Here is a 14254-nt window from a genome sequence, read left to right on the forward strand (position 1 = left end):
CACGAGAGGGAGAGACTCATGACCGGATTCCTGAACCGGCTGCAGGACCTGCTGGACGCCACGAAGGCCGTGGACTTCCTCGGTCCGCTGGCGCTGCGCCTGTACCTGGTGCCCGTGTTCTGGGTGGCCGGCACCAACAAGCTGTCCGGCATGGACAACATCATCAGCTGGTTCGGCAACCCGGACTGGGGACTCGGCCTGCCGTTCCCCGCGCTCATGGCCTGGCTGGCCACCGGTGCGGAGGTGGCCGGCGCCGTCCTGCTGCTGATCGGCTTCGCCGTGCGCTGGATCTCCATCCCGCTGATGGTGACCATGCTGGTGGCCGCCTTCGGCGTGCACTGGAAGAACGGCTGGCAGGCCGTGCACGACCCGATGAGCCCGTTCCCGGCAGAGAACATCGAGGGCGCCGTGCAGCGGCTGGACAAGGCGAAGGAACTGCTGCGCGAGCACGGCAATTACGACTGGCTGACGGAGACCGGCGGCCTGGTGATCTCGAACAACGGCATCGAGTGGGCGGCGACCTACTTCGTGATGCTGCTGGCTCTGTTCTTCACCGGCGCGGGCCGCTACGCCAGTGTCGACTACTGGATCGCGAGACGATTCCGGCCACAGCGGGCGGCCGTGACTTCTGCCTAGCGGTCCTTCCTGCGCGGCAGGTAGAGATCCGTCAGCGTCCCCTCCCAGGCCTCCGCCGCCATGGCCACGGTCTCCGACAGGGTCGGGTGGGGATGGACGGTCAGGCCGATGTCGGCCGCGTCGGCGCCCATCTCGATGGCCAGCGCAGTCTCTGAGATCAGGTCGCCGGCGTTGGTGCCGACGATGCCGGCACCCAGCAGGCGGTTGGTCGACTTGTCGAACAGGAGCTTTGTGAGGCCCTCGTCGCGCCCCATGGCCAGTGAGCGCCCGCTGGCGGCCCAGGGGAACTGGGACTTGCCGTAGTCGACCCCCTGCTCTCTCGCCTCGGTCTCGGTGAGTCCCACCCAGGCCACCTCGGGGTCGGTATAGGCCACCGACGGGATCACCCGGGCGTCGAAGGCGCTCTTCTCGCCGGCCGCCGCCTCGGCCGCCACCTTGCCCTCGTGGGTGGCCTTATGGGCCAGCATGGGCTGGCCGACGATATCGCCGATGGCGTAGATGTGCGGCACGTTCGTGCGCATCTGTTTGTCCACCAGGATGATGCCGCGCTGGTCCACCTCGACGCCCGCCTTGTCCGCGTCCAGCTTGTCGCCGTTCGCCCGCCGGCCGACGGCCACCAGCACCCGGTCCCACAGGCCCGGCTCCGGCGCGCCCTCGCCCTTGAAGCTCACCCGGACGCCCTCCTCCCGGCTCTCCATGCCGGACACGCTCACGCCCAGCAGGATGTCCTCGTAGCGGTTCTTCATGCGCTTCGCGAGCGGCCGCACCAGGTCCGGGTCGGCGCCGGGCATCAGCTGCTTCATCAGCTCCACGACGGTGACCTTCACGCCCAGCGCATCGTAGACGCAGGCCATCTCCAGTCCGATGATGCCGCCGCCCACCACCAGCAGGCGGTCCGGCAGGGGCGCCAGCTCCAGCGCGCCGGTCGAATCGACGATGCGCTCGTCGTCCGGCAGGCCGGGTATGCGGCTGGGCTCCGAGCCCGCGGCGATGACGCACTGCTCGAATGCGATCACCCGACGCCCGTCGTCGTTCTCGACGGCCAGCCGGTGCGGCGACAGGAAGCGGCCGCTGCCGTGAACCACCTGCACCTTGCGCTGCTTCGCGAGGCCGGTGAGCCCGTCGGTGAGCCGTTTGACGACCCCCGACTTCCATTCACCGAGCCGCGTGGCGTCGATCTCCGGCTCACCGAAGCGAATGCCGTGCTCGCCCATCCCGGCCGCTTCCTCGATGACCCGGGCGGCGTGCAGCAGCGCCTTGGAGGGGATGCAGCCCACATTCAGGCAGACGCCGCCCAGGACAGGCCAGCGCTCGACCAGCGTCACCCGCAGGCCCAGGTCGGCCGCCCGGAACGCGGCGGCGTAGCCGCCCGGCCCCGCGCCCAGCACCACGAGTTCCGTCTCCAGGTCCGCGTCGGCCTCGTCGCGGGCCGCCCGTGGCGCTTCGCCCCGAGCGGACGAACGCTCTGCCCGACCGGACGCCTGTCCGGCCCGGTCTCCTTCCTCGGTCCCGCCCTCGGCCACGGCGGCCTCGGCCTCGCCGGTGTCGGCCTCTCCGTTGTCGCCGGAGGCACTTGCGTCTTCAGTCTCGTCACCGGACCCGGCCAGGCGCAGGAGCTCGCTGCCCTCGGAGACCTTGTCACCGGTCTTCACCAGCACGGACTCGACCCGTCCGGCCCGGGGCGCTGGCAGGTCCATGCTCGCCTTGTCCGTCTCCAGCGTGACGATGGGGTCCTCGGCGGCGATCTCGTCGCCCTCGGCCACGTGCACCTCGATGACGTCGACCTCGTCGAAGTCGCCAATATCGGGCACGCGGATGATATGGCCGTCTTCGCTCATGGCGCCGGGACCGTCATCATGGTGATCATGGCAATGGTGATCATGGCAATTATGCTCAGGGGATGGCCTCGAGCAGGCCGCCGACGTCGCCCAGGGCGCCGGACAGCCAGGTGGTGAAGCGGGCCGCGTCCGCGCCGTCGATCACGCGGTGATCGTACGACAGCGACAGCGGCAGCATCAGGCGCGGCTTGAACTCCCGGCCGTTCCAGACCGGCTGCATGCTCGAGCGGGAAACGCCGAGTATGGCGACCTCCGGGGCGTTGATGATCGGCGTGAAAGCCGTGCCGCCGATGCCGCCGAGGCTCGAGACCGTGAAGGTGCCGCCCTGCATCTGCTCGGCGCTGAGCTTGCCTTCCCGCGCCGCGGCGGACAGCTCGGCCAGATCACCGGCCAGTTCGTAGACGTCCTTGCGGTCGGCGTCCCGAATGACGGGCACCACCAGGCCGTTCGGCGTATCGGCAGCGAAACCGATATGGAAGTAATGCTTCAGCACCAGGTGCTCGCCATCCGGATGCAGCGAGCTGTTGAAGCGCGGGAACTCCTTCAGCGCCTGCACGCAGGCCTTGATGATGAACGCGAGCGGCGTCAGCTTGATGCCGCGCTCTGCCGCGGTGCCCTTCAGCTCCTGGCGCCTCTCCTCCATCTCCGTGATGTCGGCGAGGTCGTGCTGGGTGACATGGGGCAGGTTTAGCCACGACGCCTGCAGCCGGCGTGCGGAGATCTTGCGGACGCGGCCCAGCGGCTGGGTCGCCACGTCGCCGTACTTCGCGAAATCCACTTCCGGTACCCGCGGCAGCGCGGCGCCCGGCGCGGCCTTGCCGCCGCCCTGCAGCGTCTCCTTGACCCACGACTTCACGTCCTCGGCCAGGATGCGGCCCTTGCGCCCGGTGCCGCCCACCTTCACCAGGTCGACGCCGAGCTCCCGTGCCAGCTTGCGGACGGACGGGCTGGCATGGGCCCGTGAGAACCCTGCCTCGTCGATGGCCGGGAATCCGGAGGGCATGTCCCGGCGCTCTTCGGCGGAGTCGGCCCGCTCGCGGCGGCCGCTGCCGACCTGCGGTCGGGATGGCGGCTCCGACTCCGTCTCTCGGCGCTCCGTGCCGGCCTCGGCGCCGCTTTCGCGATCAGCCGCCTTGCGGTCCGCCCCCGCTTCCGCGCCGGTGTCGTCGGCCTCCCCCGCCTCCGCGGTCTCGCCGCCGTCGCCGCCACGCTCTGCGGTCAGCAGGGTCAGTATCTCGTCGCCGGAATTGACCTTGTCGCCGACGCTCACCACGACCTCGGCCACGCGGCCCGCCACCGGTGACGGCACGTCCATGGACGCCTTGTCCGTCTCTAGCGTCAGCAGCGGATCCTCTTCGGCCACCTCGTCGCCCTCGGCGACGTGGACCTCGATCACGTCCACTTCGTCGAAGTCACCGAGGTCCGGCACCTCGACCTTGCGCCGGCCGGGCTCTGCCACCGTATCGCCATCCGGCTTGCTGCCCGACTCGCGGCGTGGCTCGCCGCCGCCGGAGCGATCATCGTCGGCACCGGCCTTGCCGTCTCCGGCATCGGCATCGGTATCGGTATCGGTATCGGTGTCGGTATCAGTGTCAGTGTCGTCACGGTCGGCACTGCCCTCGTCATCCCCGGCGCCCTTTTCGCCGTCGCCGGAGGCATCCTCTTTTCCGCTTCCGCCGGTCTCGACCACGGCGATGAGGTCGCCCTCGTTCACCGTGTCGCCCGACGACACGCTGACCTCAACTACCTTGCCCGCCGCAGTGCTCGGCACGTCCATGGAGGCCTTGTCGGTTTCCAGCACGATCAGGCCGTCCTCCACCTCGACCGTATCGCCGGCGGAGACCAGCACCTCGATGACGTCGACGTCGGAGAAGTCGCCGAGATCGGGGACGCGTATTTCCCTGCGTTCAGCCATCGCCACCTCCTCAGAGGGTCACCGGATCCGGCTTGTCCGGATCGATGTCGTAGCGCCGGATGGCATCGGAGACGGTCTCCATGTCGAGCGCGCCCTCGTCGGCCAGCGCTTTCAGCGCCGTCACCGCGATGTAGCGCCGGTCCACCTCGAAGTGCTGGCGCAGCGCGGAGCGGCGGTCGCTGCGGCCGTAGCCGTCGGTGCCGAGCGTCACGTACTGGCCCGGCACCCAGCGCTGGATCTGGTCCGGCACGATCTTCATGTAGTCCGTCGCCGCGATGAAGGGGCCGTCCTTGTCCGCCAGGCACTGGTCGAGGTAGCTCCGTCTCGGCTCCTCGGCCGGATGGAGCTGATTCCAGCGTTCCACCTCCAGGCAGTCGCGGCGCAACTGGTTGAAGCTGGTGGCGCTCCAGATGTCCGCCGGAATGGAATAGTCATCCTCCAGCAGTTCGGCGGCGGCGATGACCTCGCGCAGGATCGTGCCCGCGCCCATCAGCTGCACGCGGACCTTGCCCCGGCCGCCGATCTTCAGCAGGTAGAGGCCCTTCAGGATGCCGTCCTCCACGCCCTTCGGCATGGGCGGGTGGACGTAGTTCTCGTTCATGCAGGTGATGTAGTAGAAGACGTTCTCCTGTTCGTGCAGCATGCGCCGCAGCCCGTCCTGGACGATCACCGCCAGCTCGTAGGCATAGGTGGGGTCGTAGGACAGGCAGTTCGGCACGGTGGAGGACAGCACCAGGCTGTGTCCGTCCTGGTGCTGCAGGCCCTCGCCGGCCAGCGTCGTGCGCCCGGCCGTGCCACCCATCAGGAAGCCCCGCGACTGCATGTCGCCGCCCGCCCAGATGAAATCGCCGATGCGCTGGAAGCCGAACATCGAGTAGAAGATGTAGAACGGGATCATCGGCCGGTCGTGATTGCTGTAGGCAGTGCCCGCGGCCGCCCAGGAACAGAAGGAGCCGGCCTCGTTGATGCCCTCCTCCAGAATCTGCCCCTTCTTGTCCTCCTTGTAGTACATCAGCTGGTCGGCGTCCTGGGGCGTGTACAGCTGACCCTTGGAGGCATAGATGCCCACCTGCCGGAACATGCCTTCCATGCCGAAGGTGCGCGCCTCGTCGGGCACGATGGGCACGACGTACTTGCCGATGCTCTTGTCGCGGATGAGTGTCGTCAGCAGGCGGATGAACGCCATGGTGGTCGACGCCTCGCGCTCGCCGGTGCCCTCCAGCTGGCTCGAGAAGGTCTCCAGCTGCGGCACCTGCAACGATTCGGAGCGGCTCCGTCGCTGCGGCAGGTAGCCGCCCAGCTTGCGCCGCCGCTCGTGCAGGTACTCGATCTCGTCGCTGTCCTCCGGCGGACGGCAGAAAGGCACCTTCGGGATGTCCTCGTCGGAGACCGGGATGTTGAAGCGGTCGCGGAATTCCTTCAGCGCCTCGTCATCCAGCTTTTTCTGCTGGTGTGCCGGGTTCGCGCTCTCGCCGCCGGACTCGCCCATGCCGTAGCCCTTCACGGTCTTGGCCAGAATGACCGTGGGACGTCCCTTACTGCGCACGGCCTTGTCGTAGGCTGCGTAGACCTTGATGGGATCGTGGCCGCCGCGGTTGAGACGCCAGACCTCCTCGTCGGACATGTTGGCCACCATCTCCTTCAGCTCGGGGTACTTGCCGAAGAAGTGCTCGCGGGTATAGGCGCCGCCCTTGTTCTTGTAGGCCTGGTATTCGCCGTCGACCGTCTCGTCCATGACCCGGCGGAGCAGACCGTCGGTATCCTTTGCCAGCAGAGGATCCCAGCGCGAACCCCAGATCACCTTGATGACGTCCCAGCCGGCGCCGCCGAACGCCGCCTCCAGTTCCTGGATGATCTTGCCGTTGCCGCGCACCGGACCGTCGAGGCGCTGCAGGTTGCAGTTGATGACGAATATGAGGTTGTCCAGCCCCTCGCGCACGGCCATCGTGATGGCACCCATGGCCTCCGGCTCGTCCATCTCGCCGTCGCCGAGGAAGCACCACACCTTGCGGTCGCTCTCCGGGATCAGGCCGCGGTGCTCGAGATAACGCATGAAGCGGGCCTGATACAGCGCCATCATCGGGCCGAGGCCCATGGACACCGTGGGGAACTGCCAGAACTCCGGCATGAGCCAGGGGTGCGGATACGACGACAGGCCGCCGCCGCCCACCTCCATGCGGAAGCGCTGCAGCTGCGCACCGGTGAGACGCCCCTCGAGATAGGCACGCGAGTAGATGCCCGGCGCCGAATGGCCCTGGATGAACACCAGGTCGCCGCCGTTCTGCTCGGAGGGCGCACGCCAGAAGTGATTGAAGCCCACCTCGTAGAGCGTGGCGGAGGACGCGTAGGAGGCAATGTGCCCGCCGTATTCGCTGCTGGCCCGGTTCGCGAGCACGACCATCGCCATCGCGTTCCAGCGGATGTACGCCTCGATGCGCCGCTCGAGGGAGCGGTCGCCGGGGTACTCCGGCTGCTGACCCGGCGAGATGGAATTCAGGTAGGCGGTGTTCGGGCTGTACGGCAGATAGGCACCCGACCGGCGTGCGAAGTCGATCATCCGGTTCAACAGGAAATGGGCTCGCTCGGGGCCGTGGACCTTCAGAACCGAGTCGATGGACTCGAGCCATTCCCGGGTCTCTGTCGGGTCGGTATCGTCGAAAGGACTTTTTGCACTCATGCCTGATGCCGTCTCTTGCCTGATGCCGTTTATCTGCCGCCGCCGCGGCCGTGATGAATTGGCGGAGGTCACCTGCTAGGATGGCGCTTCTTCTTCGCCCCGCTCCGCCCGCCAGAGGTTGGGAGCGTATGTTCGACCTTTGCCGGAGACAGGTCAAGGCGCCCCGGAGGAACCTCGAATGGCCACAGTGCTGCCGCCGGACTCGTCGATACGCGTCATCCAGTCGACGAAGAAGCCGCTGCTGAAGGACTACGAGAATCTCGACCAGCTGCTGGTGCTGCTGCCGAGCGGTGCGGACGAGAGCGCCTGGTCCGCCGTGCCGAGAGGCGCACGGCTGAGCCGCATCGCCCGCCGCCGCGATGCGTCCGACGACGTGCCGCTGGTCACGAGCCGCCTGGACAACAAGGCGCAGACCACCGTTCTGGTGGCCATGGTGGCGTCCGAGGCAAACGCGTTCGAACGAGGCACCGCGGCGCGGCGACTCGCGGCCGCGGCACTGGCAGAGGATCCCTCCCGGATCGCTGTGCTCGCGACCGGCTTCCCCGAAGAGGCGACGGCTGCGATGGCGCGTGATCAACTGCTCGCGCTGCTGCTCGCCGCCTTCCGGCTGCCGGTATTCCGGCAGAAGGCGCCGAAGCCGCGGCGACTCTCCACCATCCGACTGGTGGGCCTGCGCGAGCGGATCGACGCCGACCGGGTTCAGGCCGAAGCCGCCGGCAACAACCTGGCCCGCTGGCTGACCGCGCTGCCGCCGAACGTGGGTGACGCCAGGGCTCTGCGGGTCGCCGCCGCGGAGCTCGCCGAGCGGCACGGCTGGCATTACGAATTCCTCGACACAACGCAACTGGAGGACCGCGGCGCCGGCGCGTTCCTGGCCGTCGCCCGCGGCAACGACAACGATGACGCGGGCATCGTCCGGCTGTCCTGGCGCCCGGAGAGCGCCGGCGAAGCCCCCGCCGTCGCCCTGGTGGGCAAGGGCATCGTCTTCGATACGGGCGGCACGAATCTCAAACCCGCCGCCGGCATGCTGGACATGCACGGGGACATGCAGGGTGCCGCCGTCGCCCTCGGCAGCCTGCTCGCGCTGACGCTGCTGCAGGCGCCGTTCGCCGTCGACTGCTGGCTCGCACTGACCGAAAACCGGACCGGTCCCCTGGCCTACAAGCAACAGGACGTGGTCACTGCCGTCAACGGCAAGACGATACAGGTGATCCACACGGACGCCGAGGGCAGGATGGTACTCGCCGATACGCTGGCGCTCGCCGGCGAGTCCGGGCCCGGGACCATCATCGATTACGCGACGCTCACCGGGACCTGCATCAGCGCCCTCACCAGCCGCTACAGCGGCGTATTCACGAACCGCCCGTCGCTGCATCCCCTGCTCGAGCGCGCCGGCGAGGCGAGCGGCGAGCGAGTCTGGCCGTTCCCGGTCACCGACGAGTTCCGGGACGAACTGAAGAGCGAGGTCGCGGACCTGAGACAATGCCTGCCGGCCGGCGCCGGCGACCACATCATGGCTGCGGCGCTGCTGCGTGAGTTCGTGCCGCAACAGAGCACCTGGATCCATATCGACCTCAGTGCCTCCAGCCACGAGGGCGGGCTGGCCCATGCGCCCACGAAGGTCACCGGCTTCGGGGTCCGCTACACCCTCGGCCTGCTGCTGGATCTGGCCGAGACGCCCGGCCGCCCCGGCGCCTGAACCGCATGGGGAAAACGAACGAACAGAGCGAGCCGGCGCCGGTCGCCAACCGCTTCCGCGGCTTCCTGCCCGTCGTGGTCGACGTCGAGACAGGCGGTTTCAATGCGGACACCGACGCGCTGCTCGAGATCGCCGCCGTGCTGCTGGAGATGGATGACGGCGGCCGCATGGGGCGCAGCGAGACTCACCGCTATCACGTGAAGCCCTTCGACGGCGCCAACCTGGAGGCGGCGTCGCTGGCGGTCAACGGCATCGACCCCTGGCATCCGCTGCGCCCGGCCATCGACGAGCGGGACGCCCTGCAGCGGGTCTTCCGGGAAGTGCGGCGGGCCATCCGCGAGACCGGCTGCACCCGGGCCGTGCTGGTGGGCCACAACGCCTTCTTCGACCTGAGTTTCCTGAATGCCGCAGTCCGGCGCGCGGGCGTGAAGCGCAACCCGTTCCACCCGTTCTCGAGCTTCGATACGGCGACGCTGGGCGGTGTCGTCTTCGGGCAGACGGTGCTGGCGCGGGCGGTGACGGCGGCGGGGCTGGACTGGGACGAGTCCCGGGCTCATTCCGCGGCCTACGACGCGGAACGGACGGCGGATCTCTTCTGCGAGATCGTCAACCGCGTGCAGGACGTCTATCGGGACGCGCTGGGCGGCGGCTGAGCGCCGCCGCCCTCAGGCGGCGACGTCGTCGAGCATCTGCTTCAGCTCACCGGAGTGATACATTTCCACGGCGATATCCGAGCCGCCGACGAGCTCACCGCGGACGTAGAGCTGGGGGTAGGTCGGCCAGTTCGAGTAGCTCTTCAGCGCCTCGCGCAGTTCCGGATCCTCCAGGATATTCACATAGGCGAATTCCTTGCCGCAGGCCTTCAGTGCCGCCACCGACTGGGCGGAGAAGCCGCACTGCGGGAAATCCGGCGTGCCTTTCATGTACAGCAGGATCGGATTCTCGTTGATCTGCTGCTTGATCCTCTCGATTACGTCCATTTTCCCCTCTACCTCCATTGCTGTCGTTAGCCTGCTATCGATACGTCATCGGCCGGCCTTCACGGCCAGCCGGTTGTCCACCCCGATGACCCCTGGCACGGCGGCGGCCAGCCGCCCCGCCCTGTCCCGCTCGGCGAAACTCGTGACGAAGCCGTTCAGCGTCACTCGTCCTCCGGCCGTCGTCACGTCGATGCCCGTCGACTCTACTGACGTGTCCGCCAGCAGTCTCGAACGCACCGCCTCGGTGACTCCGGCATCGCCGATCGATCGCGTGGTGCCGGTGCGCGCGGTACTCTCGCTCGCAGTGTCGCCCTGGCCACTCACCGGACCACTGCTGTGGCCATCGCCGATCAGCATGGCAGAGCAGCCGGCCAGGCCGAAACCGGCCAGCAGGAGCGGGAACAGGAGCGTGGCGGAGCGTGGGGTATTCATGGGATCTCAGGGGCCGGCCCTCCGCATTGCGGCGCGGCCGGGCAGCGCCGCCACGACGCGCCATTGTTCCTGCGGGCTGAGGGTCGACCAGGCGCCGATCTCGTCGAGGGTGCGCAGACAGCCCGTGCAGACGTCCCGTTCGTCCAGCGTGCAGATGTTCACGCAGGGCGAGGCCGGGCGTCTCGGCGGCGACTCTTTCATCACTCTCTGGTTCAATCCTTGCGACTACCGGTCACTGTGCATTTATAGTGGATTATACGTATGTTGGCGCTTGTGACCAGAGACCCCCTGGCGTATCGTCCGGGCGCGGCGCGGAGGCAGCGGAAATGCAGAAAGACAGGCTCTCGGCACACATCCGGGCGAGCGTGGACGCAGCCCTGGCGGAGGACGTCGGCAACGGCGACGTGACGGCGGCGCTGATCGACCCGGGGGCCCGCTCCCGCGCCACGGTGGTCTGCCGCGAAGCCGCGATACTGTGCGGCCGGGCCTGGTTCGACCGGGTCTTCGCCGTGCTGGACGAGACTGTCCGCATCGACTGGCAGGCCGACGACGGCGTCCGGCTGACGCCGGGCGAGACGGTCTGCGCCCTGGAGGGGCCTGCCCGGCCGATCCTGACCGGCGAGCGCACCGCGCTGAATTTCCTGCAGACGCTCTCCGGGACCGCCACGGCGGCCGCCCGCTACGCGGCCGCCGTCGCCCACACCGGCTGCCGCATACTGGATACCCGCAAGACGATCCCGGGCCTGCGCCTCGCCCAGAAGTATGCCGTGCGCTGCGGCGGTGCAGTGAACCACCGCATCGGGCTGTTCGACGCCGTGCTCGTCAAGGAGAACCACATCATCGCCTGCGGCGGCATCGCGGCAGCCGTCAGGCGTGCGCGCGCGGAGAACCCTTCGCTACCGATCGAAGTGGAAGTCGAGAACATCGACGAGCTGCGCGAGGCGCTAACCGCGGGAGCCGACCGCCTGCTGCTCGACAACTTCCCGCTGGATGCCCTGCGCGAGGCCGTGCGCATCACCCGCGACAGCGGCACGGGCGCCACGCTGGAGGCGTCCGGCGGACTCGAAATGGCCGATATGGCGGACGTCGCCGAAACCGGTGTGGACTTCATCTCGGTGGGCGCGCTGACCAAGCACCTGCGCGCCGTGGATTACTCGATGCGGTTCGGCGTCGAGACCGCCGACGGGCACTAGACGGCCTGTCGCGGTATAGCGGTATAGCGATTAAAGCGATTCGGCGGCGAAATTCTGCTGCACGCGCTTCGGCTCGGAGACGCCGTAGCCCTGGGCATAGTCGATGCCCATGCCGCGCAGCATGGTGATGATCTCCTCGTTCTCCGCGAACTCGGCGATGGTCTGCTTGCCGGTCAGGTGGCCGATCTCGTTGATCGAGCGGACCATCTCCCGGTCGATGGGGTCGTGCAGGATCTCCTTCACGAAGCTGCCGTCGATCTTCAGGAAATCCACCGGGAAGTGCTTCAGGTAGCCGAACGACGACAGACCGGTGCCGAAGTCGTCCAGGGCGAACTTGCAGCCCAGCTCCTTCAGCGCGTTGATGAATCGGTTGGCCTGTGAGTAGCTCGCGATGGCCGCCGTCTCGGTGATCTCGAAACATATCTTCGTCGCGTCGAGTCCGCTCACCTGGAACTGCTCGATGACGAAGGGCAGGAACTTCTCGTCGCCGAGGCTCTGGCCCGACAGGTTGATGGAGCAGAGATCCAGGCGCTCACGCTCGTCGGCCTCGGAGACCAGCCAGCGGAAGGCATTGGAGATCACCCAGCGGTCGATGTTCGGCGTGATGCCGTAGCGCTCTGCCGCGTTGATGAACAGCTCCGGCGAGACCATGGCGCCGGCCTCGTCGCGCATGCGCAGCAGCAGTTCGTAATGGGCGCCCCGATCCTCGCCCTGCAGCGGCAGGATGGTCTGGCGGAAGAGTTCGAAGCGTGACTCTTCCAGCGCGTTGTTGATGCGCGCGGCCCATTGCATCTCGCGCCGTCGGCGCATCAGGTCGATGTCGTTCTCGTGATAGCTGTGGATGCGGTTGCGACCCGCCTCCTTCGCCGCCGCGCAGGCGCTGTCTGCAGCCGACAGGAGCGCCGCCACGTCGTCGTTGTCGGCGGTGATGGGCACCACACCGATACTCGCGCCCAGCCGGAAGCTGCGCTCGTCCCAGACGAACTTGTAGTCGGCCACCGTCTCGCGCAATTCCTCGGCGGTGCGCATGGCCTCGTCGAGGTTGCAGCTCTCCAGCAGCACGCCGAACTCGTCGCCGCCGAGGCGCGCCAGGGTATCCCGCCAGCGTATCTTCGACTTCAGCAGCGCACCGAGCTGGGCCAGCAGGGCGTCGCCGGCGCTGTGGCCGCAGCTGTCATTGACAATCTTGAACTGGTCGAGGTCCATGTAGCAGAGCGCGTAGGAGGTCTCCCGCGCTCTCGCGCTCTTCAGCGCGCGCTCCAGCCGGCTCTCGAACTCGCGCCGGTTCACCAGCTGGGTGAGCATGTCGTGGCTGGCGTGGTAGGCGAGCTTGCGGTTCAGCTCCCGGGCCTCGCTCACGTCGTGGAAGATCAGAACGCCGCCGGTCACGTTGCCCGAGCCGTCCCGGATCGGCGAGGCCGTCGACTCCACGTACAGCTCGTTGCCGTCCCGCGTGATCAACAGCGTCGGGCGCACCGATTTGATGGAGCGGTTGCGGCGGATGGCCACCGCTACCGGATTCTCGAGCGGCTCGCAGGTCTCCTCGTGGTAGGCGCGGAAGATCTCGTCCACCGCGCGGCCCGTGGCGCTGTCCACTTTCCAGCCGGTGAGCTCCTCGGCCACCGGATTGACGTATTCCACGTTGCAGTCGGCATCCGTCGTGACCACGCCGTCGCCGATGGACTGCAGGGTGATCTGGGCGCTCTCCTTCTCGCGGAACAGCGCCTCCTCATAGAGCTTGCGCTCGGTGATGTCCACCTCGACACCCACCAGGCGGCGCAGCCGGCCGTTGTCGTCCTGCAGCGCCTTCGCCCGGCTGATCATCCAGCGCCAGTCGCCGCTGGAGTGGCGCATGCGGTGGACGCTCTCGAAGTAGTCCGCCCTGCCCTCCAGATGCTCGCGCATCTTGGACTGGACCCGGGTCATGTCGTCGGGGTGCACGAGGCGGTACCAGTCGGGGGAGATATCCTCCTCGTCCTCGTCGTAGCCGAGCATGGTCTTCCAGCGGCGGGAGAACCACACGGCCTTGGCGCGGCCGTCGAAATCCCAGATGCCGTCGTTGGCGGTCTCGGACAGCAGTTCGTCGCGCTCGCGGATGTGGGCCAGCTCGGCGCGGGTGCGTAGGCGTTCGACGCCGGCGCCGAAGCTCGAGCCGAGCAGTTTCAGAAGCAGTTTGAGATTGGCGTCCCAGCCCTCCACCGGGGCCTCGTTGGCCAGCGCGATGAATCCGGCCGGGCCTTCGGCGGTGCCGACGCCGATCAGCAGGCAGGCACCGAGGCCGATCTCTGTGAGGCGCGCCGCCTCCGCCTCCGCACCCGTTGGCGGCTGGCCACAGTCGCCGATCTCCAGCAGACGCTGTCCGCTCATGCCCCGGGCCAGCCAGCGCCAGTCGGCGAGGTCCTGGTGCTGGAGAACCTGGGGCCGGCATATGCTGTAGGGAGACGTCGCCGCAATCACCGTCTCGATGCTGGCCGCGCGCTCGTCGGCGAGGCAGACGAAAGCGACGTCGACGCCCGCCGCGTCACGGAGATCCTCGACCACGGATTCGATCACCGCGCCGGCCGTGGCCTTCTCCAGGGTAAGGAGATTGATCGCCAGCTTGGTATAGACGGCATCCACGGCGATCGCGGGGTATTGCCCGGAACCGCGCCGTGAGGCGAGTGTGTCGCCGGCGATGCCGGCCCGCAGATCCTTCTCGCTGATCATCTCGAGGCTTTGCACCCGTCGGCAGTCAGTCGGGACATTCTAGGGAGCCCCCGCGGACCGTTGGATTGACAGCGTTCTCACTTCCAGTATCCCCGCGCACGCCGTGTTAGGGAGGCATTCTGACACGATATTCTAAGAATACAAGCTAAGTAACCGGAATGACTTGGGTTATGCATCG

General features: G+C 67.8%; 11 protein-coding genes. 4 read left to right on the forward strand and 7 right to left on the reverse strand.

The window, feature by feature from the left end:
• Positions 1-18 precede the first annotated feature (18 nt).
• Complete coding sequence (locus ACJMKX_RS06190; RefSeq protein WP_405222557.1) at positions 19-636, forward strand: HvfX family Cu-binding RiPP maturation protein; 618 nt, start codon at positions 19-21, stop codon at positions 634-636.
• Here the strand turns inward: ACJMKX_RS06190 and lpdA are convergent.
• Genes lpdA through aceE form a run of 3 tightly spaced genes read right to left on the reverse strand, consistent with a single transcriptional unit; the run spans position 633 to position 7066 of the window.
• The gene (lpdA, locus tag ACJMKX_RS06195) at positions 633-2474 is read right to left on the reverse strand and encodes a dihydrolipoyl dehydrogenase (RefSeq protein ID WP_405222560.1); all 1842 of its coding nucleotides are present in this window, start codon (positions 2472-2474) and stop codon (positions 633-635) included. The genes ACJMKX_RS06190 and lpdA overlap by 4 nt on opposite strands.
• Positions 2475-2529: 55 nt before the next feature.
• A complete protein-coding gene (gene aceF / locus ACJMKX_RS06200) occupies positions 2530-4389 on the reverse strand; it encodes a dihydrolipoyllysine-residue acetyltransferase (RefSeq protein WP_405222563.1) in 1860 nt (619 codons plus the stop codon).
• 10 nt (positions 4390-4399) lie between these two features.
• A complete protein-coding gene (gene aceE / locus ACJMKX_RS06205) occupies positions 4400-7066 on the reverse strand; it encodes a pyruvate dehydrogenase (acetyl-transferring), homodimeric type (RefSeq protein ID WP_405222566.1) in 2667 nt (888 codons plus the stop codon).
• Positions 7067-7244: 178 nt separating this feature from the next.
• Between aceE and ACJMKX_RS06210 the strand changes: the two genes are divergently transcribed.
• Positions 7245-8765 carry a M17 family metallopeptidase gene (locus tag ACJMKX_RS06210; RefSeq protein WP_405222567.1) on the forward strand — a complete coding sequence of 507 codons (1521 nt, stop codon included), beginning with the start codon at positions 7245-7247 and terminating at the stop codon, positions 8763-8765.
• A 5-nt stretch (positions 8766-8770) separates the two neighbouring features.
• Entirely contained in the window at positions 8771-9418 is a 648-nt protein-coding gene (gene rnt / locus ACJMKX_RS06215; RefSeq protein ID WP_405222569.1) for a ribonuclease T, read from the forward strand.
• A 12-nt stretch (positions 9419-9430) separates the two neighbouring features.
• On the opposite strand, the gene grxD is transcribed toward rnt, so the two are convergent.
• From grxD to ACJMKX_RS06230, 3 genes are read right to left on the reverse strand one after another with little or no spacing between them, the layout of a single operon-like run.
• Complete coding sequence (gene grxD, locus ACJMKX_RS06220) at positions 9431-9745, reverse strand: Grx4 family monothiol glutaredoxin (protein ID WP_405222571.1); 315 nt, start codon at positions 9743-9745, stop codon at positions 9431-9433.
• A gap of 45 nt (positions 9746-9790) precedes the next feature.
• A complete protein-coding gene (locus ACJMKX_RS06225) occupies positions 9791-10177 on the reverse strand; it encodes a BON domain-containing protein (RefSeq protein WP_405222574.1) in 387 nt (128 codons plus the stop codon).
• Positions 10178-10183: 6 nt separating this feature from the next.
• Positions 10184-10378 carry a DUF1289 domain-containing protein gene (locus tag ACJMKX_RS06230; RefSeq protein WP_405222577.1) on the reverse strand — a complete coding sequence of 65 codons (195 nt, stop codon included), beginning with the start codon at positions 10376-10378 and terminating at the stop codon, positions 10184-10186.
• A gap of 125 nt (positions 10379-10503) precedes the next feature.
• Here ACJMKX_RS06230 and nadC point away from each other — a divergent pair, with 125 nt between their 5' ends.
• Positions 10504-11370, forward strand: a complete 867-nt coding sequence (nadC, locus tag ACJMKX_RS06235; RefSeq protein WP_405222579.1) for a carboxylating nicotinate-nucleotide diphosphorylase — start codon at positions 10504-10506, stop codon at positions 11368-11370.
• 30 nt (positions 11371-11400) lie between these two features.
• On the opposite strand, the gene ACJMKX_RS06240 is transcribed toward nadC, so the two are convergent.
• A complete protein-coding gene (locus ACJMKX_RS06240; protein ID WP_405222581.1) occupies positions 11401-14076 on the reverse strand; it encodes an EAL domain-containing protein in 2676 nt (891 codons plus the stop codon).
• Between the last annotated feature and the right edge of the window lie 178 nt (positions 14077-14254).

This window comes from Lentisalinibacter sediminis (assembly GCF_040706615.1).
In the GTDB taxonomy this organism is placed as follows: domain Bacteria; phylum Pseudomonadota; class Gammaproteobacteria; order Steroidobacterales; family Woeseiaceae; genus Lentisalinibacter; species Lentisalinibacter sediminis.

Excerpts from the sequence above, each read along its gene's own strand:
- ACJMKX_RS06190 (WP_405222557.1), top strand. The coding sequence starts at position 19 with ATGACCGGATTCCTGAACCGGCTGCAGGACCTGCTGGACGCCACGAAG.
- lpdA (WP_405222560.1), bottom strand. The coding sequence starts at position 2,474 with ATGAGCGAAGACGGCCATATCATCCGCGTGCCCGATATTGGCGACTTC.
- aceF (WP_405222563.1), bottom strand. The coding sequence starts at position 4,389 with ATGGCTGAACGCAGGGAAATACGCGTCCCCGATCTCGGCGACTTCTCC.
- aceE (WP_405222566.1), bottom strand. The coding sequence starts at position 7,066 with ATGAGTGCAAAAAGTCCTTTCGACGATACCGACCCGACAGAGACCCGG.
- ACJMKX_RS06210 (WP_405222567.1), top strand. The coding sequence starts at position 7,245 with ATGGCCACAGTGCTGCCGCCGGACTCGTCGATACGCGTCATCCAGTCG.
- rnt (WP_405222569.1), top strand. The coding sequence starts at position 8,771 with ATGGGGAAAACGAACGAACAGAGCGAGCCGGCGCCGGTCGCCAACCGC.
- grxD (WP_405222571.1), bottom strand. The coding sequence starts at position 9,745 with ATGGACGTAATCGAGAGGATCAAGCAGCAGATCAACGAGAATCCGATC.
- ACJMKX_RS06225 (WP_405222574.1), bottom strand. The coding sequence starts at position 10,177 with ATGAATACCCCACGCTCCGCCACGCTCCTGTTCCCGCTCCTGCTGGCC.
- ACJMKX_RS06230 (WP_405222577.1), bottom strand. The coding sequence starts at position 10,378 with ATGAAAGAGTCGCCGCCGAGACGCCCGGCCTCGCCCTGCGTGAACATC.
- nadC (WP_405222579.1), top strand. The coding sequence starts at position 10,504 with ATGCAGAAAGACAGGCTCTCGGCACACATCCGGGCGAGCGTGGACGCA.
- ACJMKX_RS06240 (WP_405222581.1), bottom strand. The coding sequence starts at position 14,076 with ATGATCAGCGAGAAGGATCTGCGGGCCGGCATCGCCGGCGACACACTC.